The organism is Kosakonia pseudosacchari, assembly GCF_900184035.1.
Lineage (GTDB): Bacteria > Pseudomonadota > Gammaproteobacteria > Enterobacterales > Enterobacteriaceae > Kosakonia > Kosakonia pseudosacchari.
This window is the reverse complement of record NZ_FXWP01000009.1, coordinates 644,930-670,467: the sequence shown is the minus strand read 5'-3', so window position 1 is coordinate 670,467 and position 25,538 is coordinate 644,930. Positions and strand designations below refer to the sequence as shown.

Sequence of the window (25,538 nt, the reverse complement as noted above, 5' to 3'; positions counted from 1 at the left end):
TATGGCGTGGAAAGACAGGCTTGTTGATGCGTCGTTTCGCGGCGTGAAATTTAAAGTTGAAGAAGAAAGCGCGGGTGTGGGGCGCCGTGTTGAGACACACGAATACCCGAACCGCGACAAGCCGTACACCGAAGACCTTGGTAAAGTGACCATGCGGCCGTCGATTTCGGCGTATGTGATCGGTGATGACTGCTATGAGCAGCGCGATCGGCTTATCGAGGCGCTGAACAAACCCGGCCCCGGCACACTGGTGCATCCGTCTTATGGTGAGCTGAAAGTCTGCGTTGATGGCGAAATACGCGTCGCCACCACCACCAGTGAAGGGCGCATGGTGCGCTTCGACCTGCGTTTCGTTGAGGCCGGGGAACTCTCTTACCCGACCTCCGGCGCGGCGACAGCCCAAAATCTGACCACATCCTGTTCCGCACTCGATGACTGCATCAGTACGGGGTTTGAGCAGTTCGGCATGGACGGTATGCCTGACTTTGTTCAGGCCGGTGTTATTGACGATGCGACCAGCATGGTCGGTTTTGTGTCCGACAAAATGAAAATGGTCGACGTCGCGATTTCAGCCGCCGCCAGAGCAATGCAGGGGGATATCTCCGTCCTGTTGCCGCCTCCGTTCTCCGGTAAAGGTTTCGTTGAAGCGCTGCAGACCATGTGGCGCGCCGGGAAACGCCTGTCAGGAAACGCCGGCGATCTCTACACGATGATTAAAAACTTTTCCGGCATTACGCTGGGGAGTGACCTTGCGCCACGCGGCATCTGGAAGACAGACAGTACGACAACCCGAAACCGGATCCGGCAGCGCAATTATGTCGCCAGCGCTATCCGTACCACGGCGATCAGTGAAGCCGCTTACGCCGTGACAAATCTCCCGGCGCCAAAAGCATCCAGTGTGACTGACAGCAGCCAGCCTGCCGGCTGGCCAGCGGTGTCTCATCCCGCTTTGAATAATGCCCCGCCGGCAACCAGCCCGGAAGCCTTGCCGGCCTGGGAAGATCTGGTTGATATCCGCGACACGCTGAACCAGACGATTGATAAAGAGATGGCCCGCACTGACGACGATCAGCTTTTTCTTGCGCTGCGCCGGGTTAAAGCCGATCTGAATGCGGATATCAAAGACCGTCTACAGCAGACACAGAGAACGGTTATCCGCACGCCAGACGAGGTGACGCCCGCACTGGTGCTGGCTGCAGCCTGGTATGACAACGCCACGCGGGACAGCGACATTATCCGCAGAAACGCGATTGCCCATCCCGGCTTTGTCCCTGCCGAAGAACTGAGGGTGCCTTTGCAATGAACGATAACGTAACGCTGCGTGTCGACGGGCGGGAGTGGGGCGGCTGGACGTCGGTGCGTATCGGCGCCGGGATTGAACGTCTGGCGCGCGATTTCAGCGTGGAAATCACCCGCGAATGGCCCGGCGGTGATGATTCAAAATCGTTACAGCCGCGCATCAGGAACGGTGCAAAAGTTGAGGTGCTGATTGGTGATGATCTGGTGATGACCGGCTGGGTTGAAGCAACCCCTGTGCGCTACGACGCCCAGTCAGTCAGCACCGGTATCAGTGGTCGCAGCCTCACGGCGGACCTCATCGACTGTGCCGCAGAGCCGACGCAGTTCAATGGCCAGTCGCTGGTTCAGGTTGCTGCCGCGCTGGCGAAACCCTTCGGTATCGAGGTGGTGAATTCCGGTGCGCCCGCCGGTGTGATACCCGGCGTGCAGCCTGATCACGGTGAAACGGTTATCGAAGTGCTGAACAAAATGCTGGGTAAGCAGCAGGCGCTGGCGTATGACGACCCGCGCGGCAGGCTGGTTATCGGCGGCGTCGGCTCCACCCGTGCCACCACGGCGCTGGTGCTCGGGCAGAACATCATCAGTTGCGACACCGAGAAAAGCATCCGGGAGCGGTTTTCCACCTATCAGGTCAGCGGCCAGCGGTCAGGTAATGATGACGACTTTGGCGCAGCCACCACGTCGGCACTGCGCGCGAAAACGACGGATGCGGGTATCTCCCGTTATCGTCCGATGGCAGTCCAGCAGACCGGGCAGGCAACGGGGGCAAGCTGCATTGCCCGCGCTGAGTTTGAAGCCCGTCAGCGGGCAGCGCGCACGGATGAGACAACCTACACAGTATGGGGCTGGCGGCAGGGTGACGGCACACTGTGGCAGCCTAACCAGCGCGTCATTGTGTTTGATCCCGTTTGCGGTTTCGATAACCGCGAAATGCTTATCTCGGAAGTGTCCTTCATCAAAGACCGCGGCGGCACACTCGCTGAACTGCGTATTGGCCCGCCGGATGCGTATCTGCCGGAACCAAAAGATCCGAAGAAACGTAAAAAATCCTCTGACAAGGACCCTTTCTGATGCGTGCACTGCAGAGCCTGCAACGGCAGGTACAGAGTCTTATTGCGCGGGCGGTTATTGGCAGCGTGAACGCCGCCACGAAGTGTCAGACCGTCGATGTTTCCATGATTGCAGGCGAAGAGAAATCCGGGATTGAGCATATAGAGCCATACGGCTTTACATCCCGCGCCACATCCGGCGCGGAAGCGGTACTTCTTTTTCCCGATGCTGACCGCTCACATGCCGTGGCAGTGGTGGTTTCAGATCGCCGGTACCGGATTAAGGGCCTTGCCGCCGGTGAAGTGGCGTTTTACGACGACCAGGGTCAGTCCGTGATGCTTACCCGCGCCGGGATCGTTGTTGATGGCGGCGGTCACCCGATTATTTTCAAAAACGCCCCGAAGGCACGTTTTGAAATGGATATTGAAGCCACCGGCCAGATTAAGGATCTGTGCGACAGCAACGGACAGACAATGGCCGGCATGCGCATCGCCTATAACGGACACCGGCACAAAGAAAACGGGCAGGGCAATAACACAGATACCCCGACCACACCGATGGAGGCGTAATGGAGCTCTGGCTGACAGTAAACGGGCAGCGGGTAAGCGCCAGTGCGCAACCGGATATGCTGACCCGCGCCGTGGTGATTTCTCTTTTTACGTGGCGCCGCGCCGAACCCGACGATAACGCTGACGTGCCGATGGGGTGGTGGGGTGACTCATTCCCCGCCGTACAGAACGATCGCTACGGCTCCCGCCTCTGGCTGCTGCAGCGCAGCAAACTGACCAACCAGCTCGTTCAGACTGTGCGGGTCTATATCCGTGAAAGCCTCCAGTGGCTTATCGACGACGGGGTGGTGTCACGCATTGACCTGGATATTCAGCGCACCGGTATCAGTGAACTGGCAAACAGCATCACGCTGTGGCGCCGTGACGGGCCGGTGACAATTTCATTTAACGATTTATGGAGCGCGATCACAGATGCCGGACAGTGAATTTCAGCGGCCGACGCTGGCCGAAAATATCAGCATGATCCGCACCGACCTTTTTTCGATGCTGGATGTGAGCGACACGCTGCGCCGAATGGATGAGGATGTTAGGGCGAAGGTTTACGCCGCGGCACTGCACACGGTCTATGGTTACATTGATTATCTGGCGATGAACATGCTGCCGGATCTCTGCGATGAAGCCTGGCTTGCGCGGCATGCTGCGATGAAGCGCTGTCCGCGAAAAAACGCCACAGCCGCCACCGGCTATATGCGGTGGGAGGGTGTGGTCAGCAACATCACGGTCAATGCCGGGGCCGTTATTCAGCGTGATGACCTCGTACAGTATACGGCTGTCGCTGATGCGACCAGCGCGGGCGGCGTGCTGCGGCTTCCTGTTGTCTGCAATACACCAGGTGCCACAGGCAACGCAGACGACGGCACAGCTCTGGTACTGGTGACGCCTGTCTCCGGCCTGCCTTCCGGCGGCGTCGCGGACACGATCACCGGCGGATTTGATACGGAAGACCTTGAGACCTGGCGTGCCCGCGTGCTCGAGCGTTATTACTGGACGCCGCTCGGTGGTGCCGACGGGGATTACATTGTCTGGGCGAAAGAGGTTTCCGGCGTCTCCCGCGCCTGGACGTATCGTCACTGGATGGGCACTGGCACCGTAGGCGTGCTGGTGGCCAGTAGTGATTTAGTCAATCCGATCCTTGATGAAACCACGGTTGCTGCGGTACAGGAGCATATCGCGCCGCTGGCTCCGGTGGCAGGTTCGGCACTGTATGTGTTTACTGCCGCGCCGAAGGTTATCAGTTTCACTATCGACCTTAATCCTGATACCGGGGCAGTACGCGCCGCGGTTGAAGCGGAGCTCCGGGCGTTCCTGCAGCGTGATGGCTACCCGGATGGGCTGCTTGAACTCTCCCGCATCAACGAAGCGATATCTGTCGCCACCGGTGAGCACAGCCACACGCTGGTTTCACCTGCGGCGGATATTGCGATTGCGAAAAACGAGCTGGCGGTGCTGGGGGCTATTACATGGCTGTAACCCGTGACGATTACATCAGCCTGCTGTCGGCACTTCTGCCGCCTGGTCCGGCATGGTCACCGGATGATCCGGCGGTAAAAGGAGCGGCACCCTCATTGCTTCGGGTGCATCAGCGCGCAGATGCACTGATGCATGAGATTGATCCGCGCACCACAACCGAACTTATCAACCGCTGGGAGCGCATTGCAGGCTTACCGGATGAGTGCATCCCGGAAGGAACCCAGACAATCAGGCAGCGCCAGCGGCGGCTTGATGCAAAGCTCAATCTGGCCGGCGGGATTAACGAAGCATTCTATCTGGCGCAGCTTGAGGCGCTGGGGAAGAAGGGCGCAACAATTACCCGGTACATCAAAAGCCCGTTCAAATGCATCTCGCCCTGTACGGAAGTGGTTGATTCGCCGGAGTGGCGCTACTACTGGCAGGTCAATATGCCAGCGTCAGTCGATGTTAATGCCATGACCTGTACCGATAACTGCGCCTCGCCATTGCGCTGGTGGGGGGACACGGTTGTTGAGTGCGTACTGACAAAGCTGTGCCCCTCTCATACCTATGTAGTTTTTAAATATCCGGAGTAATCATGCATCGTATTGATACACCCACCGCACAGGTGGACAAATTTGGCCTGGGCAAAAATGGCTTTACCCGCGGGAACCCGCAAACCGGTACGCCTGCTACAGAACTGGATGACGATTACTTTGATATGTTGCAGGAGGAACTGGCCGGAATCGTTGAAAATGCCGGTATTGTTCTTGATAAGACGAAACACAATCAGCTGTTGACGGCATTACAGACTGTATTTCAGTCGCGCGACGCGACTCTGACAGCCATCGCAGCACTAACCGGTTCCGCTAATAAGCTGGCCTATTTTAACGGAGCTGATACAGCAGCTCTGTCCGATTTTACAGATATCGGGCGTAACGTAGTCGCGCAGACCTCTATTGCAAACCTTCTCTCATACCTTGGATTGGGAGACGGTTCAACTCTGCCGGTTGGTACGCCAATTCCGTGGCCTACATCTACAGCGCCAGCAGGCTGGATTAAATGCAATGGATCGACATTTACAGCAGCGCAATATCCAAAACTGGCCCTGGCATATCCAGGTCTGGTTTTACCTGATTTGCGTGGACAGTTTATTCGTGGCTGGGATGACGGGAAAAACATTGATACAGGACGTACATTGCTCAGCACTCAAACTGACGCCTTGCAGGCGATAACAGGGACAGTGAACCTTGCCGGAACCTCCCTTACGCAGGGTATTGCATTTAGTGCATCCGGGGCATTTACAACGGGAGCGTTGACCGAGAGCACCTTCAGCGCTTCAAACGTGAATACCAACACACGATCTAACACTCTTAACTTTTCTGCTGCAAATGTTGCCCGAACAGCAACAGAAACCCGTCCCGTTAACATCGCATTTAACTACATTGTGAGGGCTGCGTAATGACTTCAGCAGTACTGGATAAAAACAAAATAGCCACTGTGGCGGGAAACATTGTGGTTTACAACTTCTCTTCACAAACGGGGGAGTATACCGGTTCAAATGTCGAATATTTGCCAATAGGCATCGGTTTACCAGCTTATTCAACAGATACAGAACCTGACGTGGCATATGAAGGGTATGTATCGGTATTTAACGGGGTGGTGTGGGAACAAAAAGAGGACCATCGCGGTGAAACGGTGTATTCGACGGCAGATCGTAGCGTGTCCAGAGTTCATTACATCGGCGCAATTAAGGAGGGATTCACTACCGCTGCGCCATCCACGCAATATGACAACTGGAGCGGTGATGAATGGGTAACAGATATTGCAGCGCAGCACGCTGCTGCGGTGGCTGTTGCCATGGGCTATCAGCAACAACTTATCGATAATGCGATGCAGTCAATCAGCGTTATCCAGTTGAAATTACAGGCCGCGAGAACGCTGACAGATGCGGAAAAATCAAGGCTTAATAAGGTGCTTGATTATATCGACGAAATTACTGCAATTGATACTGCAACCGCACCGGATATCGACTGGCCACAACTGCCAGTATAATTTTTTCCTTCATAACCTTTTCTCACGAAAAGAAAACCGGTCTTTTACTGGTTCCCGTCAAACGAAGCGGTATTGATCTGCGCGTCAAAAATCACTACTGTATATATATACAGTTTAGTTTGAGAGGTTCAGATCATGCCGCGCAATTACGAAATCAAAACCGCTTTCGTAGCAGCGATTCAGAGAAATCCAAAAGGGTATCAGTATCTTCGCACCGCAGACTTCATACGGGAGCTTAACGCACGCAACTGGCATTTCAGTGAGCGAGATGCAAATGACTGGATAGAGCGCTATCAGCCTTACTTCGTGGACAAGACGCCTGATGTAAGCGATAACCGCCTCTGGATGCTTCGCAATATGGGGAGTATTCAATAATGGGCTTTCCGTCACCAGCCGCTGATTATGCTCAGCGAGCACTTACCGTTGACTACCTGTGTCAGATGGATGCCAATTGCCGGATCATCGAAACAGACTCAGGGTATGCGGTGATAGATCTGTCAGCACGTCCAGGAGAGGGCGAAACGGTACTGGCAACGTTCGATGGTCGCGCGCAATTCGCTAAATGGATGGGGGGGGCGTTGATAACGGAAGACGGAGAAGCCGTTGAAGGTGAGGCACTGGATGGAGTAACGGTGCACGGTGTGCTGACCTATTCAGTTATCCGCGTTAAAGAAGATAATTTCGCGGTTTAGATGTCAGGGGTTTGACTTTCATTTTACCTTTGCAAAATTTCAAGCATAAAAACAACAGCAATAGATAGGACTTTTGGTATTTTTATTGAGTACCAGAACGCCTTAACCTCACATTATGTCAAAATCATAGCGCCTGTCATACTGGTAACAAGTTGAATATCCAATAGATAAGATATGAGATAATTAGCACGCACAATATATTCAAAGCAATTATAAATTTAACCGAAATATTCATGTGGAACAATCACAATTTATAATGATTCTTGCTATCATTCATTAATGAATGAAGTGATATAATTTGTATTATCCCACTTCGATGTCATATAGTTTCACTCGTCTCGCACTATTGCTACTTACATTTTTATAGGGTAAGTGCTCTGCAGCTTTACGCAATGCCTGGTTGAAGGCAATGACTGTAACGGGTTTGACAATTGCTTTAACTCTATTCGAATGGCTTTGAAAAATATATATATCGTTCGGATATAAAATTCTGCGTTTTTTAACTATCTTAAGGGCACCTGCATTCAAATATAGGGGAGGGTTTGCTTTGTGAAAATTTCCAGTGATTACCCCCTTATATGAACATACGTCGGAATACATTAGGTTTATAACTTTTCCAACACTTGTTTGTTGATAATAAAGCATTGCCCATAAATCGGACCATGTTTCGCTTAACTGTATTAGCTTGCTGTAAATACTTGTAAACTCAAAAAAAGATAGTTCATCAGGTTTTGCCATGACACACCTAGATTTTTATAAGACTATTTTATAGATGTAAAATAAAGGAATGTAGCATTGAATACAATACATTATTAATGGGGGGGCAGATCCCCGTTGCTTAAGATAACACGATGTAAGTATGCATTCCGAATGTCTACTCCTAGCTCATAGTGGACTTTTTCTTCCTGCAATAATGTACCGAACGGACAGAGGTTTGACCTTCATTTTACCTTGGCTGAATCTCAGGCATAAAAAAACCAACCGCAATGGGTTGGTTTTCTTGGGATTTTTTGGTCGGCACGAGAGGATTTGAACCTCCACCCCCTGACACCCCATGACGGTGCTCGTTACTTTAAAGCCGTTTTATGCTGTGAGTTCAACCGAGGGATGCAACACATTGGTTAAAACGCATCCTCGAGTCGCTTTAGTTCTTTTCAATCAGGCCTAAACTTTTCGACGCTGTTGCCGATTATTAACAGTTAAATCAATATAATCAAAGGGAACCCATGGCTAAACTTCGTACTGCACTGCTATTAATTTCAAGTGTTTTTTCTTTGACCGCTTGTGGCGAAAGCGATCCTGACGTAAAGGCGATACAAGATACAAAGCCTGTATTTTTTATGGGTGACTCTTATAAGGAGGGTTTTGACAAGTGGAGTGTTTGCGGCTCAGTGAAATGGGAGAAAATGAAGGAAGACGTCACAAGAATGTATGAGGGGAGAGACGTAGTCAGGGTAACTTGTAATGTAGATAATGTTGATGATTATGCGGAAAAACTCAAAAGCCTTATGCTTGACATTATTGCAAAGAATCCAGACAAATCTACAGCAGAAAAAGATAAAGCAACCGCAAGCCTCATAACCAATCTTGATTCAATTCAACTAAATCTATATTTTCTCCCTCCTAATGGGTCAAAACCGCGACCATATCTTTACGCATATAGATACAAATGGAAGGACGGTAAATCTGGTGTTGACATACACCGCCCTGAAGGGTTCATCAGGGTGATTCAAGGTCAGAAAAAAGATGTATTCGACCTGATGTTTAGCAATAAAAATAATGAATATTCCAATGGTCTTGATGCTAGAGCAATGGCGACCCTATTTATGTCTATGAGAAAAGACTAACAGTGCAAATAAACCCATTTGCCCAAGGTAGACAAATGGGTTTATTCCTGACTGAATCGTCACTGAATACATGCTGAAAAGATACTACCCACACAGTATTTTTATTGCTCAGAAATCCACTTTTCAAGCCAAATAAAGAAGATGTACCTAACTTATTGCTCATGTTAGATAACGCAGCTGATTTAAAATATCTTATTTAACTCGGAAACGTATTCCCCAAAATGATCCGCACCGTTTTGATAATCAATAGGTTAGTTGTTGTGCTTCACTGACGATTCAATAGGTGGAAATGATGTGTTTATTTAATAAAAACAGCTTTTTAACTTTAAATTAGCTATGTACTGCTGCGCCACATGGGCTGGGTCGAAGCGGCTGACCTGATCGTCAAAGGCATGAGCGGCGCGATCAACGCCAAAACCGTGACCTACGATTTCGAACGTCTGATGGAAGGCGCTAAGCTGCTGAAATGCTCAGAGTTTGGCGACGCGATTATCGCGAACATGTAATCCGCCTCGCGGGTTAAACAAAAACGGGAACCGGTTGGTTCCCGTTTTTTATGGTTATATACCAGCCTAATTAAAAATAAGAATTCGCGATATGGTTGAGGCAATAAATATTATTTATTCTAATAATGTGTGCTCACCGTAGAGGTATAAAAATCATGTTTAAACGTCGCACTCTTAATACTGCACTTGTGGCGGTGATTTCCCTGGTCGTATTTTCCGCGCCTGTGTTGGCAAATCCGGGAAATGGTAATGGTAATGGTAATGGAAACGGCGGCGGTCATGGCAATAGTAACGGCAATCATGGCAATAGCGGTAACCATGCGAATAAAGGCAATAGCTTTTCCTCCGATGACCGGGTTAACCGCAAAAACTATGGAAAGCCGGATCATGTTGAATCAGATATCAGTGTCTCGCGTGCCCGATCTCTGGCCGTCAATTATGGTCTGACCGGCTATCAGTCTCTCCCGCCGGGGATAGCGAAAAATCTTGCCCGTGGCAAGCCTTTGCCTCCGGGAATTGCGAAAAAAGCAGTACCGGCATCGATGCTTGGTCAACTGCCTTATTATCCCGGTTATGAGTGGCGCATTGTCGGAAGTGATCTGGTTCTGGTCGCGCTGAGCACCGCTATTGTCACCGCGATCATCAATGGTGTTTTTGATTAACACGACGCGCGTTTTATCCTCAAAGCCTCGCAACATGCGGGGCTTTTTTATGCGCCAAAAAAGAACCTCGTGACACTGTGAATATTTAATAAGATCGTTTTGATGCTGGAATTTACCAAACGGAAAAGCAACGATTGAAACTCTCTTCTGCTGCTCTGTGAGCGTTACGCTTGTGAGATAACTGACGAGTAAAATATTTTCTTGACTTAAGATAAATCCAGGTCGCTGTAATATTATTGCCAGTTGCTATTTGTTAAATTGTTCCCGTTTATAAAGCAAGCCTTACAAAAGGAAGATGATGAAGATTAACGCAGGACATGCGTTGCTATTGGTGACGTCATTATTACTCTCGGGTTGTGCAAAGACCGGTTCTGCAACGCAGCGCGCAGAGGGGAACGCTAAAGTGGATAACATGTTTGCCGGATACAAAGGGGCACAGGCAACCGCGGCGGAGAGTGATATCAACCGCTATGCAGGGCAGATCAAATCAGCGACTGAAAGTCACCTTTTTGACGCGGGTCGTTATGCCGGAAAATCATGTACGCTGCAAATCAGGCTTGCTGAGAGTGGCGCATTAGAAGATGCGCGGCCGACCAGCGGCGATCCTGCACTTTGCCGCGCGGCTATTATCGCTATCACGCAAGCGAGGCTCCCGAAACCACCTTCGCCAGCTGCTTATGCGGCCTTCAAAAACGCGACGCTGGAATTCAAACTGTAAAGGGTAATACAGGAGCGCATTGATAAGCGACACGCTTTTCACTATTGCCTGCCGGTGCAAGGAGGAGGAAATTACTCCTGCACCAGCCACATGTCCGACTCTTCAAACATCTCCTCAAGCATACGGTTGAGCTTTTCACGATCGCTTTTACTGGCGTCGCTGTTCAGTCCATTGGCCTGCATCGGTTTAACGCGGACATCAGCATCAGGAAAGATGCGATGCACACGCTTAGTTAATTCTTCAAGGATAATCTCTTTAGCGCCGGGTAAACCCGCAACATTACGCTTGTCATAAACCAGTTCAACAAACACAAAGCAGCCCTTTTTACTGTTTTTTCGTACAGTACTTATACTGGATGAAAAGCCAGTATTCAAGTGAAGAATCCTTTTACGTTCAACGAAAGTGTAATCTCTGGGGCGCAGTGGAAGGCATTGCACAAAAAATCCCGCACGAGGCGGGATGGTCAGGCGAGGTTAATTGACGCTTTTTTTCTTTTTAAAGTTCTCATCATTTATCACATGCTGGAACGAATCCAGTATCAAGCCTGAGATCCGCAAGACATCTTCGGGATGGTCGAGATAGATTCGTGTGCCATCGTGCTCCAGGCCCGCTCGCGCCACTTCATTTAAAGCAATAGGCGTCAATTCAATAGGCAGCTGAATAGATGAGCGATTCTTCTTATCATAATAACGAACAATCCAACGGTTAGTTTTTCCCTGATAAAGTACGCTGTAATACGATTCGGTATCTTTTGGCTGCAGATCTTTTTCTGGTCCGATAATCGAGACAATTTTTTCATATAACGCGCGTTCATTATGCGTTGTGATAATGTTGGGATTGTCGGGATCGATATGATCCGCTTTTTCATCAATCGTTACTGCTTCGTCGATGCCGTGGTTTGTCAGCTCTTCCCGGATAGGCTGATGGGCGGTAAGTCCGGAAACCACCATGGCGCTGACAGAACGCTGCACTGCCTCTCTGACCAGCGGAGTGATCGCATCAATAAATCGCTGATTGAGTTGTCGACCAATATTAGCGCGTGAGGCGACGTACCTTACAAATTCTGAATCTACCTCTTTCAGGCTGGAGGTAATAACTTTAGAGAATGAGGAGATATAGACGCTCTCTTCTGCAAGCGTTCGTAATGCCTCTGGTTTGAATTTGTCGTGGCGAAAGCGGAAGAGTTGTTCGGCATCTGCGTCGGTAATGTCGTCCATGCGAATACGCAAAAATGGCGTGGGATCCATAATATTTTTTTCCTGGAGATCGGTAAAAAAACGCCACTCCTGGCCATTCGTGATCGCTGAAATCGTCACTTCCGGCGTGCAGTTAAAGTATCGGGAAAGCTGTGGGCAGTGGTTATCGATTTTCTCTTTATACGGTTTTGCTTCGATGAACATGACAGGAACGCCCTGGCAAAACAACGCGTAATCAACGCGTTCACCTGCTTTAACCCCCGGAAAGTCGGCACCATATTCCGCTCTCACTTTTTGCGGGTCGTAAGCATTGAAGCCGAGAATATCTAAAAAAGGGAGGATCAACGCTTGTTTGGTGGTTTCTTCCGTTGTGCAGTGGATGCCAACGTTTTTGACATGTTCGATATGATTTTTAAGTCTTAATTTAAAGTTTTCCATTTCTTTCCCATAACCTTAGAGTGTGTAGTCACTCAAACAGAACCAACTATTTCAGGTTAAGAATACCTGTCTGCACGTCACTTCTATTTCAGTCTGGAATGAATTAACTCAATACGTAAATGGTTATAACTCACTTATCTTTCACTCTTCATCAGCGTTAACCGATGCTGGAAATAATTCACTCCTCAGGAAGTTATCGCGACGAAAATAAGTAATCTCACCAGGCGTCTGGATACTCCATGATCCAGATCATCATTGGCAGATGAGGTAACGTGGATTTTTATTTCTGTCGCAATATTGTTTGCGAGTTAACAAATTTGAATGCCAATTCAATACCCGTGAAAGAAATATCTTATCTTCAGACCGATATATTTTAGCGCGGGCCAAATCCAGTACTCGATTGCATAAAAAGCGGGTAAACCTACGCCAATAGCGGCAACCGCAAACAGGCCATGAAGCGCGCTATTTTTCGCGATCTGGTTCATGTCGAGCATGGCGACATTATCATTGATAACCCCTGACGTCATTCTCATCACCAGACCGGTGATAAAGAGTGTGATAAAGACATATATCAGCTTAATAATGAAGATGAGCGTTAGCTTAATTAATTTCACTTAAAACCTGCTTACGGTAGTCACATTGAGACATTATCGGCAGCGCTAATCCAGTCTTCAGCCGCATTTTGTTCGTACTTCTGTGCGCCGCTGCCGCAGTGTGATACCGTTGTACCTATAAGTGGTATGTATTGTTTTACAGGAGTTGTTGTGTTTGCCGAATATGGAGTGCTCAGTTACTGGTCCTATTTTATCGGTGCCATTTTCATCATTTTACTGCCGGGGCCGAACACCTTTTTTGTATTGAAAACCAGTGTTGCCCATGGACTACGAAATGGCTACGTTGCAGCGAGCGCCGTGTTTATTGGTGATGCGGTCTTGATGTTTCTGGCCTACGCAGGCGTTGCCACGCTGATTAAAACCACGCCGCTATTGTTCAATATCGTTCGCTATCTGGGGGCGTTTTATCTGCTCTACCTCGGCGTTAAAATGTTGTACGCCACGCTTAAACGCAGCATGAAAGGAGAGGGCGATCATGACGTGCATAAAGGCGATATCTTCAAGCGTGCGCTGATATTAAGCCTGACGAATCCGAAAGCGATTTTATTTTATGTCTCCTTCTTTGTGCAATTTATCGACATTACCTATGCAAGGCCTGGAATGTCATTCTTTATTCTCGCCAGTACGCTGGAGTTGATCAGTATTTGCTATTTCAGTTTCCTGATCGTTTCCGGTTCGTATCTCACACAGTGGGTAAAAACCAGGAAGAAACTCACCCGGTTGGGGAACTCCCTGCTGGGGCTGGTTTTTGTCGGTTTCGCCGCACGCCTTGCGACGCTGCAATCCTGAGTCCTGGGGTAATAGAAATGCGTTGCTACATCACGACTTACCGAAATGCTTTCCGCCCTGGACATACATTGAGCGGGAAACAACTGGCCAAATTTCTGCTTTATAGTGTGGTGGTTTTCGCGCTGTTGATGGGGCTGTATCTGTTGGCGTGGCAAGTGGTGATTTATACACCGGTGGTAGATTATTTAACCGCGCCGGGCGCGAGGCAATTTTCACTCTATGCCGTCCATTTTTTCCAGGTAATGGTCTTGCTGCCCGTGGCTATCCACCTGTTGAAAATGATGGCTGCTTATATTTGTCGCAAATAATTATTCCAAAGCAATGACCTGATTGTTGAAAAACCACGTCCGCAGACGTGGTTTTAACACGCTCACTGCGTTAATTCAGGCATATGAGCCATCACAAACTTCAATACTTTCTCCCCATCCATTGACGCGAAAGGGTAGCTTTCAATAATGGCAATGGGCGCGTCTGCAGCAATATGGCTTTTGAGTTCATCAAGTTTGTACTGAATGTGTGGCGCAACCAGAAAACAGTTAAAAGCAGGGGCGACGCTGGCGAAGTTATCCACGCCGACAGCACTGACGAGCATTGGATAACCATGCTCATTAGCCGCTTTTTGCATCTTTTTGGCCAGTGATGTGGCGGTATTGCCAAAAAGACAACATATTAATAGTTTTTTCATAGATGCCTCCTGTGGTAGTTGCGACCACACTATGCCCGCCGTTGGCGGAAAAATGAGCGCAATATCCAGGTTTACACCATGTAATACGAAAGTTTATGCGGGCCTGATTCAAAGCAGTTTATTCATGTTATAGCCAGTAATCTGGTAACCATTCGCTTCATAAACTTTCCTGGCATGTTCGTTTTCCGCGGCCACGCGAAGTTTAATTTGTCGAATGCCCGCCGCGCTAAGCTTCGATTCTAATGATTGCATTGCCTGGCTTCCCAGGCCTTTGCCGCGAAAGGCAGGTCGCAGGTAAAAATCATAAATAAAAGCGGTTTTATCGATAAAGTCAGCTCTGTACCACAGCGATCCCACAATCTGTGTTATGCCGTTGTCGGCAAGCGTAATACTCGTCAATGAATGGCCTGGCGTTTTCTGCGCCGCAGGCAAGCTTGTTTCGATTTCTCGCCTGGCTTGTTCTGTCGCCTCCGCGAGGGATAAACGGTAATTTGCTGCAATTTCCTGAGCATAATCAGGGATAAAATAAGCAACAAAATCAGCGAATTCAGCCGCTGACATGGGACGTAACCGAATCATTTTCGACCTCAATCTGTTCTCCGGGCGTTGTTGCCCGGAGCGCGCTTCGCAGCGGGTTAGCGAAACACCGATATCGCTTCCGCCAGCCGAATAGCCTGCTGGTTCATGCGACCAGTCGCTTCCGCCCCTTCTTGTACTCGTTGTGCATTCTGGTGGGTGATCTTATCCAGATCTTCCACCGCCAGGCTGGCTTCACCCAAGGCCGTTGCCTGCTCGGCAGTCGCCGCGCTGATCTGGGCTATCAGCGAGGTCACATTTTGCACTTGCTCGACGATCTCCTTCATGGTTTTTCCCGCGTCGTCCGCCAGTTGGCTGCCTGAATTCACATGCGTAACACTGTTTTCAATCAGCTCTTTGATTTCGCTGGCGGCACGCGCACTACGCTGCGCCAGACTGCGTACCTCTCCTGCGACGACGGCAAACCCTTTACCTTGTTCACCCGCTCGCGCCGCCTCAACTGCCGCGTTCAGCGCCAGAATGTTGGTCTGAAAGGCGATGCTGTCGATAATACTGGTGATACTGGCGATTTGCCGTGAGCTTTCTGCAATCGCCGACATCATTTCTATCATCTGGTGCATCACCTGGCCACCCTGACGCGCGGCATCGCGCGTACCTTGCGACAAGGCGGTAACTTCAGCGGCGGTTTCCCGGTTACTTTTTACCGTGGCGGTTAATTCGTTCATCGTCGCGGCCGTTTGTTCAACGTTTGCTGCCGCCTGTTCTGTCTGACGGCTCAGGTCATCATTGCCTCGTCGCAGCGACTCCGAGGCTTTCAGGACGGTCATCGCCTGGCCGCTGACATCGTTAACCAGCCAGCGGAACATGAGTCCGAGCTGGCTTATCGCGCGCAATGTCATCCCGACTTCGTCTACCCGATTGAGCTGATCCACTTGATGCGCTTCGCCACTCGCTACCTGTAAAGCCTGACGGCACAAGCGCTCGATCGGGCGGACAATTTGCAGCTCCAGCCAGATATTGATAGACAACAGCAATAGCGTCATAAAACTGGCGAAACTACCCAGTTGACCTGGCGTGAGATCATGCCCCCAGGCAGCGGCAAGGCTGAAGAGCAACGCGGTGATTAACGCCGAACGTAGCCGCCAGCGCAGAGGCATAGTGACAAACAGAGAGCGCCAGCGCATCAGGCCCGTGCGTATAATCAACCCTTTATGAAAACGTCTGCCGTTCGCCTGGCCTTCACGAAACTGGCGATAAACCTCTTCGGCGGTAGTGACTTCTTCTGCTGCTGGTCGGGTACGCACCGACATATAGCCCTTTACTTTGCCCTCGCGAATCACCGGAATCGCGTTCGCGCGCACCCAGTAATGATCGCCATTATTGCGACGGTTTTTTACCAGTGCTGTCCAGGGCTCCCCCTGTTTCAATGTCGACCACATATCGGCAAATGCCTGCTTTGGCATATCCGGGTGGCGCACCAGATTGTGCGGCTGGCCTTTTATCTCCTCCAGCGAGAAGCCGCTGACATCAATAAAGGCATCATTGGCATAATTGATGTAACTGTCGGGATCGGTGGTGGACATTAACGTTGCATCATTATCGAAAACGTACTCTTGCTGTGTAACGGGCTCATTGTTGCGCATAGTAAGTATTCTCGGGAAAAAGAAAGGGCATTGGATATTTCTAAATTCTTATATCTATTTACGGCATGGTTCACTCAGAGCTTTATATTTTTTGACGCATTTCTGATAACCGTAAAACAAAAAGAGGTTTTGCGCCATAAACATAGCCATACAAAATAAAAGTGCTTTAATTATGATTAGGTGGAGAAAACATTATATATCTGGAATTGTCATCGACTGGTCAGAAAGCGCGTGGGTGAACATCTAAGATAGTTAGTGTGCTGACTAATATTTAAGATAAGGTACGTAAATAAATAGCTGAATCGTTCTCTGGCTCACTAAAAACAGCAATGAGCATTTCCGCTGCGTACGGATTCGGCTAATCTGAAATGAACAACAACGAAAGGATTGTTCATATGAAAGGTAATGTCGTTCATCACGAACACCGAATTGGGTTTATTGTTATCCGCGATGAGAATGGAGAGTTCGCTGTCGCGGAGCTACTGGGGAGCTACGATGTCGAAAGGGGCGATGTCGTGTCCGGCGAGCTGCAGACCAGCGGCGGTGGAACGTTATTCAATGAGACGCAGGACGAGTCGATGGATGTTTTTATGAAGGGTTACGGGCTATCGGAACAGGATGCGATTAGTTATATCCTGCGAACACATTAAACAGCGCCAGCGTGCGTCAGCTCGCCACTGGTGGGCGAGCCGACGCTAACCTTCACTTTGTTATCCAGGCCGGACATTTTCCTACCAGTAAAGGCGTTTTTCTGTGGCCATGCAGAACTTTAAGTTAAATTTCTGTCCATTTACTGAGGAATACGCAAGGGCAGTTACAGACGATTCTGCAAGACAATTATCCGACTGTGCGTAATGCTAATGTCAGATTAACGCATTATCTTTTTTCTCATACTTTAGACGTTTTTATGTTTTTACCTTTCAGGTATTTAAAGTTAATGAGCGCAGGATAGATGATGAATACGATCCCGCATAAAATCCACCAGGTCTACACCAGGGGGATGGCAGCACTACCGGCAGAGGTGCATGCCTCTATCGACAGACTCAGGCAATTAAATCCCGGCTGGGAATATTATTTTTACGACGAGAAAAAAATGCTGGCTTATCTGCATGACCACTATGGTCAGGAGATGCTGGCGTTATATGAAAAAATAAACCCGCAATATGGTGCAGCGCGCGCGGATTTTTTCCGCTATTTATTGATGTATCGTGAAGGCGGCGTTTATTTAGATATCAAAAGCTCCTGTACTGTTCCGTTTAGCGAGGTTATTCCGCCAGATTGCGAAATATTATTATGTAACTGGGATAACAAACCCCAGGGTTGCGATAATAATATGGGTAAACATGAAGAACTCGCTTTTCTCAAAAACGGAGAGTATCAGCAATGGAATATTATTGTCGCGCCGTCTTCACCTTATATTAAAGCCGTTATTGATGAGGTCGTTGATCGACTAAAACGCTATAAGCCGTGGCGCTATGGTGTCGGTATGCGAGGGGTATTAAATACCACCGGGCCGATCCCGTTTACGCTGGGTATTGAAAAAGTCCGTAAGTGCGAGCGTTTTCGCCAGCAGGAAAACCACCGCAATGTAGGACTGGTCTATCGCAATGTCAGCAAAAAAGTCATCAGGCAATTCAATGCCAGCCACTACAGCAAGTTACGATCGCCTGTTGTTACGCTGACCGGGATCGATCATTTCTATTATTTGCTCTGGCGCACTTTTGTTTTTCCGTTCTGGCGTTTGAAGAAAAATACAATTAATGAGAGCAGGAAGGTGCTGAGCAAGCTGAAGTCGCGATGTATCTGAAGGGAAAAGTAAAAGAAAGATGGCAGTTTCGACACCAAAACTGCCAGCGAAGATTTTTTGAGATTGTTAAAGCGTATATCCGTCACTTGCGCACTTTATAACCTGTGGGCATAAAGTGCGCAAACGCAAATTTTTCTGCGGTTGGATTGATAAAATTTATGATCAGCGTATTAATTCATCACGGTTGCTGATTGATCACCCCTGGAGCCGGTCACCAGTCGCTATGCCGGGTTGCGTTGCTCATGCAGTTTGAAAATTTGCACCATCTCCAACAGATTCTCTGCCTGCTGCTGCATCGCGTGCGCTGCGGCTGACGATTCCTGCGACAGCGTAGCGTTCTGCTGCGTGGCGGCATCCATCTGGGTAATGGCGATATGTACCTGATCGATGCCCGTACTTTGCTCATTACTGGCCAGCGAAATCGTCTCCACTAACTGGCTGACGCGTCCCACGCTTTGCATGATCTCTTCCATGGCGTTACCGGCGTTTTTCACCAGCTTATTACCTTCATCAATACGGCTGACTGAGCGTTGGATCAACTCACTGATCTCTTTCGCCGCTGTCGCGGAGCGTTGCGCCAGCGCCCGGACTTCAGCGGCGACAACCGCAAAGCCGCGGCCTTCGGTTCCGGCACGCGCCGCTTCAACCGCGGCGTTCAGCGCCAGGATATTGGTCTGGAAGGCGATACTGTCGATAACACCAATAATGTTGCTGATTTCGCCGGAGAGCTGATTAATTTCACTCATCGTGGTGACAACGTGTTCCACCACTTCGCCTCCCTGGTTTGCCACTCGGGTCGCTTCCCGGGTGATATCGCTGGCAACACGTGAATTCTCGGCATTATTTTTTACCACCGAGGTGAGCTCTTCCATTGACGCCGCCGTTTGTTCCAGCGCGCTGGCCTGCGCTTCATTACGCGAGGAAAGTTCACGGCTGCCGCTGGCGATTTGCTGCGACGCACCGGCAATCGTTTCGGTGCCGGAACGCACGCCGGTAACGATGCGCGTTAAATTGCTGTTCATCTCCTGCAGGGCGTGCATCAGCTCGGCAGTTTCATCGCGCCCGGACACCACGATAGCCGACTGTAAATCACCGGCGGCGACATTGCGGGCAACCGATACCGCCTGCGCCAGCGGGTGAGTGATACTGCGGATCAGCCACCAGGTGATCAGCATGCCGACCATCAACGTGAATGCCATCACCAGCATCAGCATCAGGCGTGTCTGTTGGTAATGCTCGTGATTACTCGCGTCAGTTTGTAAGCGGATAAGCTCCGCTTGTTTCAGCGTGCTGGCGACCATCTCGTCAATCATTCGTGTCGGTTCACGATCAATTCCTGTCACCAGATGATCGACGCGCCGGGCGCTGGTAATGTCCTGCACATTGTATTGTTGCAACGCGGCCAGATACTGGCTTTCCAGTTCAGCGTGCAACTTGATGGTTTTGATCGCTTCGGTATTGGCGAGGCCAATTTGCGGCAGCAGTTCACTGAGCGTTTTCAGCAGTGCCTGCGTTTTCTGGCTCTGTTCGACAAAGGCGTTTTTATATTTATCGAACGCTTGCTCTCCTTGCGTGCCGCGCAGCAGGGTATTTTTCCACTCCTGCACCTGAATCTTAAACTGCACCTGCGCGTTGCGGGCCGTGTCGATACTCTCCGCAACCACCTTCTCCGTGGCCATGATCTGTTGGTTTTGTACTAATCCGCTGGCGTTAATCGACAACCCGCGAATACCCATAAACAGCGTTGCCAGCAAAAGAATGGCCGCCAGGAAACCGAGCCGTTGCCCGATAGTGAGATGGTTGAGCTTCATCAATCGATACTTCCCATAGTCAGTGAGGCGCGAAGAAAAAGAGCGCACACCAGCAATATCGACGGGTTTAAGCGCAGCTTTAATGGGGGAAAGGGCAGTAAACAAGCAGAACTTGGTTTAACTATTTGAAGCGGAATGTAATCGGTGTTTTATGACATTTTCGTGACAGCGCCTGACCGTTGCGAAAGAGAACAGTCAGGCTAATTGGTCGGCATTACGAACCGTACAAATGTTGCTGCTGCGGCTCAGTCGCCATTTTCGATAATAAGCGGAACGGCTTGTTATCCGCGAGCCATGCCGGGATCTCCTCGGGCGACAACGGGCGTGAGAAAAGATAGCCCTGCGCTTCATCGCAGCCATACTCGGCAAGCATTCGCGCGGTTTCCAGATCTTCTATCCCTTCCGCCAGCACCACATAATGCAACTCTTTGAGCATCATAATGACGTTGCGGGCGATAATCCGGCTGCCGGTGTCGGTGGTGACCTGGCTTACCAGCGAACGGTCGAGCTTAATCACATCGATGGGGATGCGGCGTAAATAACTGATATTGCTGTATCCTGCGCCAAAGTCATCCAGCAAAATGGTAAAACCGAGCAATTTTAAACGGTCAAGTTCTTCCAGTGCCGGATCGCTTTCCAGCACTTTCTCGGTCTCCAGGCACTCAATACGCACATCCGAGGTGAACAGCCCGGCGGCCAGAACGTTATGTTCCAGCTCATCGGCAAATCCGGGGCGCGAAAAATCACTGACCGTAACGTTAATTGACACCGGCAGCAGGATCCCTTGCTGTTTCCATTGTTGAAGCTGGGAAATCACGGACTTAATCACCCACTGCGTCAAATCTGTCATCAACGTGGTTTTTTCCGCCAGCGCCACAATTACCGCCGGTGAGATCTGGCCCAGTTCCGGGTGCTTCCAGCGTAACAGCGCTTCCACGCCTTCGGTTTTGCCAGAACGCAGTGAAATTTTGGGTTGAAAGACAAGGTAGAGCTGATCGGTGGCTTTGATTGCTTCGCTGAGATCGTAGAGCAGTTTAAAATCTTTATTCCGTTTGTGATCGAGGATTGGATTGAACTGCAACACCCGAATCTTTTCGCGAATCGATTCATGCAGCGCGCTGATGCCCTGACGCACAATCTCCTGCACGTTATCGTCCTGCGGCGAAAATTTCACATAGCCTGCGTGAATCGTCAGGTTGATATCGATATCACCGGTGATTTTCGCCTTTATCCCGGGCAATTTTTCTGCCCGTTTCGCCAGCGTCAGCGCATAGTCCATATCCACCAACACCGCGTAGCGCCCGGTGGTGAACGCATACAGCGTGGTCTCTTCTTTCAGCTTTAAGCGCAAGCGCAGCAGTGGCCCAAAACTGCGCAGCATCTTCTCCAGCGCCTCCACCCCCAGATAGCGGGATAATTCATACGCGCGCGGCATATCAATGCAGTCAAAAATCATCAGCGCGTAGTTACCACTCGCTTTGTCCAGCGTCAGCCGCTCCATCTCTTTCATCAGAAACTGACGATTCGGTAAACCGGTGAGGGCATCGATTAAGCCAATGGTGTAGCAGGATTCAAGATAAACGGTGGCGAGCGCGGCAACGCGATGGAAATTCGTTATCTGGCGTGATGACGGCGTATAGATTTCAGGATGACTGACACATAATGTGCCCAGCACCGTGCCTTCTTTATTTATCATCGGTGCTGAAGCGTAAAAAAGAATATTTCCGCTTTTTACCAACGGTTGATGATTAAAGCGTTCATCGAGTCGGGTATCAGAACTAATTACGGTCTGGCAACCGTGTAGCGAATATTGGCACATGGTCTGTTCGATACGAATTTTGACGTGCTCAATCGGGATATTCTTAACATATTTAATATATTGATATTCGTCGTCGAATGTTGTGATAAAACATCCTTCGACGCCCATCACTTCACATGCCAGACGCGCAAATTCGGCCAGTGCTGCATCGCGGGATTTGTCTTCCTTACTCAGCAGCTCCAGAGCGGCAAGCCGTTTGCTTTCGCTTTTTTTGAGACCAGTGAACATAGCGAGCTCCTGCCCAAATCAATGAGACGGTGGTGTTCTGTTCAGATGACTCCATCATGCGCTTAGGCTTACGGCTTAATAAAAATCCTGACGCGCAATTACCACCAACCGAACTGGGTTCCGGCCACAGCAATAACCGCCACGACGAGCATAATGATGGTTGTCTTTCTCACGAAAACTCCTTTGCTGGCGATAATCGCCAGAAATCAATTGTATAAGAAATAGAAGAAAATGAGATTTTTCTCAAGCCTTCACGTCACAGAGATACGCTTAATCGAGACGAATAAAGGGTTTTTTTCTTTATTCTTCTTCACGTGATACATCGCTTCATCTGCCGCTTGTAACGCACCCCCGGCATCGGTCAATGTCGGGTTGATTTCGATGACGCCCACGCTGGCGCCTGGGTAGTAAATCCGTGTTTCCCCGAGCTGATATTCGCCAGTAATGCGTTTGTCGAGACTCGTTTTCAACGAGGTCAGATGAATACCTTCCGCCTGCTTCAGCGGTCTGCCCAGGCAGGCGAGTAAAAACTCATCGCCGCCAAGGCGCCCGACAATATCGTCTTTACCGCGATCCGCCGCCAGCCGTTGACCCACGTCAATGAGAAACTGATCGCCAGCCTCATGTCCCAGTTGATCATTGATGCCTTTGAAATTATCGAGATCGATAAAAGCGATAACCACGTGCAATTCCAGATGGCGGGCGAGGGAAAACAGGGTGGCGAGATTTTCGAAGATAGCGCGTCGGTTGGGTAAACCCGTCAGCGCATCGGTGTAGGAGTAGGCGATCAGCGCCGCGTTAGCTTCGCGTAACTGCTCAACGAGGCTCTCTTTTTCAATGAATTGCGCAATCAACCCGGCAAACAGCCGCAGGACCTGTTTGCCACGTACGCTCAGCGATTTTTTTGCCTGGCTGGCGGCGCACAGCGTGCCATAAAGCGAGCCGTCGGCCAGATGAACCGGGGTACTTAGATAGGTGGTGATGCCCAGCGCCTGTGCCGCTTCGCAATCACTCCAGCGGTTGGCAACGTCATTGCTGAACAGACAGCCATCATCCAGTGCGCGCTTGCACAGGCTATCGCCCCACGGCAGGGAGAAACCCTCCGGGATAGCAAGCTGTCTGCTGTTGCGGGAATAGACAATATGCTGCAGACGGGGATTGTCACTAATTTTTGTTAAGTACGTCGATTCCATCTCCGTCACCATTTCCAGCGTTTCCAGAAACTGGCGAACTAAACCTTCAAGCGAGTGCTCTTTTGACAGCGTTTCAGAGACACGGGCGAGAATGAAATCGGACATGACTTTTTTACTCCTGTGCCCAGGCAATATGGACATTCAAGCTGAAGATTTTATGGCGCGTCATTAAATCATGAAAAAAGCGTGATTGACACATCGTAGCGGGATGGCATTAAAGAGTAGCAGGTGAGAACGAAAAAAAAGCCCCGTTGATGAAGCGGGGCAAAAACTCATTGATTACGGAATGATGTTCTCTGGTCATGGGTGAGAACGAGGCTAACTATATCGGCTGAAAGTGCAGTAAGAATGGAGAAATCATGGAGATATCTCTGTTGCGTGGCTATGCTGGAAAACGGTTTACAGGCGATTTAAGGAATAAAAGATGCGTTATTGGTTACTGGCGTTACCTGTTGTTCTCGCGGCGTGTTCTTCCACACAGCCTGAATCTCCCCGTCACCCACAAATCGGTATGGCTAATCCGGCGGCGGTTTATTGCCAGCAGCGGGGCGGCGAGCGCGTGCCGGTGCAAAGCCCGCAGGGCGTACGCACGGAGTGCAAATTGCCGGGCGGCGAAGTGATTGATGAATGGTCGCTGTGGCGGCGCGACCATCCGTAATAGCACCGCGTGACAATCGGCGGGTTGCCAGGGTACACTTCTCACTCAGAATTATCCTATTTTCAGCTGGCGCGGGAGCGCATGAGAGAAGTATGTTCCAGTTACGTCCGGGCAGCCCGGCTTTAATTATCGGCGCCCAAACCGCCAATGGCCGCAGCAATATTGGCAAATCCGTTGAGCTTTTCGGGCTGTGTCAGCCCGGCGAGCGTTTTCTTAATCCGGTGAACGGCGTAGTGACGGAAATGCCGCGTAATGCCGCGCGTGCGCTGTGGCTGGTGACCGGCGATGTGACCGCCTTTGATGGTCAGCATGGGTTCGCATTTGTACGCGCCGAACATCTGATGCCGCTGCAACCGGACAGCGAACCACAGGATGTGCGCGAGCGCGTCATCGGCTAAGCCAGCGAGCGCAGCCATTGCGCCAGCACCAGCGCGTGGTTCTGCTCACTGTTTTTTGCCGCGTATAGCAGCGTGACAGTACCTTTTTTCCCGCGTGCTGCCAGCGTTTTCCCTTCCTCTTGCTGCGCGGCAAGCTCCTGACGATAGCTTTCACTGAACGCGGCGAAATCAATGGTTTCGCCGTGAAACGCTTTGCGCAGTTCCGTTGACGGTGCCAGCGTTTTGTTCCACTCATCACAGGCCAAATCCGTTTTCCTGATGCCGCGCGGCCAGAGCCTGTCGACTAACACCCGGTAGCCGTCGTCACCGGCGGCGGGGTCATACACCCGTTTGCACTGGATCATTGTTCCCTCTCCATTTCTTCCATCCACGCCACCAGCGCCGGCAATTGCCGATCGGAAAAGACGCGAATGCCGTGTTCTTCAAGCAGCGCAGCCGCGACGCCCATACCTTGCTGCCGCGTACCGCTGAAGGTTCCATTATAGATAAACTGGCTACCGCAGGTGGGGCTGCCATCGGTGAGCAGGGCGGCGCGACATCCCGCGTTTTGCGCAGCCTGCAGCGCCAGCCAGGCGGCTAATTGATAGTGCGCGGTAACGTCCCGCCCGTCGTTTTCGATAATTCGCGCCTGTTCGCGCATCACGTCTGCGCCGTAACCCGCGACAATCTCCGCCGGTCTTCGTGGTACGGGTAAACCGGCGGCCAGTTCCGGGCAGTGGATCACCAGCCGATCTTCCTGCTGCCAGCGTCGCAGCGCCTCATGCAGATCCGCTTTGGCACTGCCGTTGTAACGCACGTTGAAACCCATCAGGCACGCGCTGACAAGAATTTTGGTTTGGTGCATCTCATTCGCCCTAATGCCTTGCCGGAAATCC

General features: G+C 50.3%; 32 protein-coding genes and 1 pseudogene. 21 read left to right on the top strand and 12 right to left on the bottom strand.

The features are described 5' to 3' along the window. The first annotated feature begins 1 nt into the window (after position 1). From BN2591_RS05185 to BN2591_RS05140, 10 genes are all read left to right on the top strand, one after another. The gene (locus BN2591_RS05185; RefSeq protein WP_086869591.1) at positions 2-1,303 is read left to right on the top strand and encodes a DNA circularization protein; all 1,302 of its coding nucleotides are present in this window, start codon (positions 2-4) and stop codon (positions 1,301-1,303) included. Continuing rightward, the gene (locus BN2591_RS05180; protein WP_086869589.1) at positions 1,300-2,370 is read left to right on the top strand and encodes a phage baseplate assembly protein; all 1,071 of its coding nucleotides are present in this window, start codon (positions 1,300-1,302) and stop codon (positions 2,368-2,370) included. The genes BN2591_RS05185 and BN2591_RS05180 overlap by 4 nt, the downstream gene beginning before the upstream one ends. Further along, entirely contained in the window at positions 2,370-2,918 is a 549-nt protein-coding gene (locus BN2591_RS05175; RefSeq protein WP_086869588.1) for a phage baseplate assembly protein V, read from the top strand. The genes BN2591_RS05180 and BN2591_RS05175 overlap by 1 nt, the downstream gene beginning before the upstream one ends. After that, a complete protein-coding gene (locus tag BN2591_RS05170) occupies positions 2,918-3,343 on the top strand; it encodes a phage GP46 family protein (protein WP_086869586.1) in 426 nt (141 codons plus the stop codon). Before BN2591_RS05175 ends, BN2591_RS05170 begins: the two co-directional genes overlap by 1 nt. Continuing rightward, positions 3,330-4,388, top strand: coding sequence for a baseplate J/gp47 family protein (locus tag BN2591_RS05165; protein ID WP_086869584.1), 1,059 nt, complete (start codon positions 3,330-3,332; stop codon positions 4,386-4,388). Before BN2591_RS05170 ends, BN2591_RS05165 begins: the two co-directional genes overlap by 14 nt. Next, on the top strand, positions 4,379-4,963 hold the full coding sequence (locus BN2591_RS05160) for a YmfQ family protein (protein WP_086869582.1): 585 nt from the start codon (positions 4,379-4,381) through the stop codon (positions 4,961-4,963). The genes BN2591_RS05165 and BN2591_RS05160 overlap by 10 nt, the downstream gene beginning before the upstream one ends. 2 nt (positions 4,964-4,965) lie before the next feature. Continuing rightward, positions 4,966-5,829 (top strand): phage tail protein, encoded by an 864-nt coding sequence (locus BN2591_RS05155; protein WP_086869580.1) that lies wholly within the window; start codon positions 4,966-4,968, stop codon positions 5,827-5,829. Beyond that, the gene (locus tag BN2591_RS05150; protein ID WP_086869578.1) at positions 5,829-6,422 is read left to right on the top strand and encodes a tail fiber assembly protein; all 594 of its coding nucleotides are present in this window, start codon (positions 5,829-5,831) and stop codon (positions 6,420-6,422) included. The genes BN2591_RS05155 and BN2591_RS05150 overlap by 1 nt, the downstream gene beginning before the upstream one ends. Positions 6,423-6,557: 135 nt before the next feature. Next, positions 6,558-6,797, top strand: a complete 240-nt coding sequence (locus BN2591_RS05145) for a hypothetical protein (RefSeq protein ID WP_086869577.1) — start codon at positions 6,558-6,560, stop codon at positions 6,795-6,797. 110 nt (positions 6,798-6,907) lie between these two features. Next, positions 6,908-7,114 carry a hypothetical protein gene (locus BN2591_RS05140; protein ID WP_341864802.1) on the top strand — a complete coding sequence of 69 codons (207 nt, stop codon included), beginning with the start codon at positions 6,908-6,910 and terminating at the stop codon, positions 7,112-7,114. 303 nt (positions 7,115-7,417) lie between these two features. Here BN2591_RS05140 and BN2591_RS05135 read toward each other — a convergent pair whose 3' ends face one another. Further along, positions 7,418-7,852: a hypothetical protein gene (locus BN2591_RS05135; RefSeq protein ID WP_086869573.1), complete on the bottom strand. Its 435-nt coding sequence runs from the start codon at positions 7,850-7,852 to the stop codon at positions 7,418-7,420. Positions 7,853-8,340: 488 nt separating this feature from the next. Between BN2591_RS05135 and BN2591_RS05130 the strand changes: the two genes are divergently transcribed. The 4 genes and pseudogenes from BN2591_RS05130 (at position 8,341) to tolA (ending at position 10,847) form a co-directional block, all read left to right on the top strand. After that, positions 8,341-8,961, top strand: a complete 621-nt coding sequence (locus BN2591_RS05130; RefSeq protein ID WP_086869571.1) for a hypothetical protein — start codon at positions 8,341-8,343, stop codon at positions 8,959-8,961. A gap of 338 nt (positions 8,962-9,299) precedes the next feature. Then, a pseudogene (locus tag BN2591_RS05125) lies at positions 9,300-9,467 on the top strand (NADP-dependent isocitrate dehydrogenase); the annotation flags it as partial. Positions 9,468-9,622: 155 nt separating this feature from the next. Next, positions 9,623-10,129: an anti-virulence regulator CigR family protein gene (locus tag BN2591_RS05120; RefSeq protein WP_086869567.1), complete on the top strand. Its 507-nt coding sequence runs from the start codon at positions 9,623-9,625 to the stop codon at positions 10,127-10,129. 298 nt (positions 10,130-10,427) lie between these two features. Further along, positions 10,428-10,847 carry a cell envelope integrity protein TolA gene (gene tolA, locus BN2591_RS05115; protein ID WP_086869566.1) on the top strand — a complete coding sequence of 140 codons (420 nt, stop codon included), beginning with the start codon at positions 10,428-10,430 and terminating at the stop codon, positions 10,845-10,847. Between the two features lie 71 nt (positions 10,848-10,918). Here tolA and BN2591_RS05110 read toward each other — a convergent pair whose 3' ends face one another. From BN2591_RS05110 to BN2591_RS05100, 3 genes are all read right to left on the bottom strand, one after another. Then, positions 10,919-11,158 (bottom strand): DinI family protein, encoded by a 240-nt coding sequence (locus tag BN2591_RS05110; RefSeq protein WP_020454063.1) that lies wholly within the window; start codon positions 11,156-11,158, stop codon positions 10,919-10,921. A 162-nt stretch (positions 11,159-11,320) separates the two neighbouring features. Further along, entirely contained in the window at positions 11,321-12,481 is a 1,161-nt protein-coding gene (locus BN2591_RS05105; RefSeq protein ID WP_086869565.1) for a type I restriction endonuclease, read from the bottom strand. Between the two features lie 329 nt (positions 12,482-12,810). After that, the gene (locus BN2591_RS05100) at positions 12,811-13,095 is read right to left on the bottom strand and encodes a hypothetical protein (RefSeq protein WP_086869563.1); all 285 of its coding nucleotides are present in this window, start codon (positions 13,093-13,095) and stop codon (positions 12,811-12,813) included. 150 nt (positions 13,096-13,245) lie between these two features. Here BN2591_RS05100 and leuE point away from each other — a divergent pair, with 150 nt between their 5' ends. Together leuE and BN2591_RS05090 are read left to right on the top strand one after the other, a co-directional pair. Further along, positions 13,246-13,884: a leucine efflux protein LeuE gene (gene leuE / locus BN2591_RS05095; protein ID WP_086869561.1), complete on the top strand. Its 639-nt coding sequence runs from the start codon at positions 13,246-13,248 to the stop codon at positions 13,882-13,884. A gap of 68 nt (positions 13,885-13,952) precedes the next feature. Next, positions 13,953-14,192, top strand: coding sequence for a hypothetical protein (locus BN2591_RS05090; RefSeq protein WP_244172978.1), 240 nt, complete (start codon positions 13,953-13,955; stop codon positions 14,190-14,192). 62 nt (positions 14,193-14,254) lie between these two features. Here the strand turns inward: BN2591_RS05090 and BN2591_RS05085 are convergent, their stop codons facing one another. The 3 genes from BN2591_RS05085 to BN2591_RS05075 form a co-directional block, all read right to left on the bottom strand. Continuing rightward, entirely contained in the window at positions 14,255-14,569 is a 315-nt protein-coding gene (locus BN2591_RS05085; protein ID WP_086869557.1) for a PTS sugar transporter subunit IIB, read from the bottom strand. A 108-nt stretch (positions 14,570-14,677) separates the two neighbouring features. Beyond that, on the bottom strand, positions 14,678-15,148 hold the full coding sequence (locus tag BN2591_RS05080) for a GNAT family N-acetyltransferase (RefSeq protein WP_244172977.1): 471 nt from the start codon (positions 15,146-15,148) through the stop codon (positions 14,678-14,680). 56 nt (positions 15,149-15,204) lie between these two features. Continuing rightward, positions 15,205-16,749 (bottom strand): methyl-accepting chemotaxis protein, encoded by a 1,545-nt coding sequence (locus BN2591_RS05075; protein ID WP_086869553.1) that lies wholly within the window; start codon positions 16,747-16,749, stop codon positions 15,205-15,207. A 395-nt stretch (positions 16,750-17,144) separates the two neighbouring features. On the opposite strand from BN2591_RS05075, the gene BN2591_RS05070 reads away from it, so the two are divergent. Continuing rightward, positions 17,145-17,399, top strand: a complete 255-nt coding sequence (locus BN2591_RS05070; protein ID WP_020454056.1) for a hypothetical protein — start codon at positions 17,145-17,147, stop codon at positions 17,397-17,399. Between the two features lie 305 nt (positions 17,400-17,704). Continuing rightward, complete coding sequence (locus BN2591_RS05065; RefSeq protein WP_244172976.1) at positions 17,705-18,556, top strand: glycosyltransferase family 32 protein; 852 nt, start codon at positions 17,705-17,707, stop codon at positions 18,554-18,556. Positions 18,557-18,777: 221 nt separating this feature from the next. Here BN2591_RS05065 and BN2591_RS05060 read toward each other — a convergent pair whose 3' ends face one another. Together BN2591_RS05060 and BN2591_RS05055 are read right to left on the bottom strand one after the other, a co-directional pair. Continuing rightward, complete coding sequence (locus tag BN2591_RS05060; RefSeq protein WP_086869549.1) at positions 18,778-20,367, bottom strand: methyl-accepting chemotaxis protein; 1,590 nt, start codon at positions 20,365-20,367, stop codon at positions 18,778-18,780. Positions 20,368-20,581: 214 nt separating this feature from the next. Further along, positions 20,582-22,414, bottom strand: a complete 1,833-nt coding sequence (locus BN2591_RS05055; protein WP_086869547.1) for an EAL domain-containing protein — start codon at positions 22,412-22,414, stop codon at positions 20,582-20,584. A 32-nt stretch (positions 22,415-22,446) separates the two neighbouring features. Between BN2591_RS05055 and BN2591_RS24695 the strand changes: the two genes are divergently transcribed. After that, on the top strand, positions 22,447-22,632 hold the full coding sequence (locus tag BN2591_RS24695) for a hypothetical protein (RefSeq protein WP_086869545.1): 186 nt from the start codon (positions 22,447-22,449) through the stop codon (positions 22,630-22,632). 33 nt (positions 22,633-22,665) lie between these two features. Here the strand turns inward: BN2591_RS24695 and BN2591_RS05045 are convergent, their stop codons facing one another. Beyond that, positions 22,666-23,712 carry a sensor domain-containing diguanylate cyclase gene (locus BN2591_RS05045; RefSeq protein ID WP_086869543.1) on the bottom strand — a complete coding sequence of 349 codons (1,047 nt, stop codon included), beginning with the start codon at positions 23,710-23,712 and terminating at the stop codon, positions 22,666-22,668. Between the two features lie 319 nt (positions 23,713-24,031). Here BN2591_RS05045 and BN2591_RS05040 point away from each other — a divergent pair, with 319 nt between their 5' ends. After that, complete coding sequence (locus BN2591_RS05040) at positions 24,032-24,265, top strand: putative hemolysin (protein ID WP_086869541.1); 234 nt, start codon at positions 24,032-24,034, stop codon at positions 24,263-24,265. Between the two features lie 92 nt (positions 24,266-24,357). Further along, positions 24,358-24,663, top strand: a complete 306-nt coding sequence (locus BN2591_RS05035) for a hypothetical protein (RefSeq protein WP_020454049.1) — start codon at positions 24,358-24,360, stop codon at positions 24,661-24,663. On the opposite strand, the gene BN2591_RS05030 is transcribed toward BN2591_RS05035, so the two are convergent. Then, entirely contained in the window at positions 24,660-25,007 is a 348-nt protein-coding gene (locus BN2591_RS05030; RefSeq protein ID WP_086869539.1) for a DUF488 domain-containing protein, read from the bottom strand. The two genes, BN2591_RS05035 and BN2591_RS05030, sit on opposite strands and share 4 nt — an antisense overlap. Further along, on the bottom strand, positions 25,004-25,507 hold the full coding sequence (locus tag BN2591_RS05025) for a 2-thiouracil desulfurase family protein (RefSeq protein WP_086869955.1): 504 nt from the start codon (positions 25,505-25,507) through the stop codon (positions 25,004-25,006). The genes BN2591_RS05030 and BN2591_RS05025 overlap by 4 nt, the downstream gene beginning before the upstream one ends. Positions 25,508-25,538 lie beyond the last annotated feature (31 nt).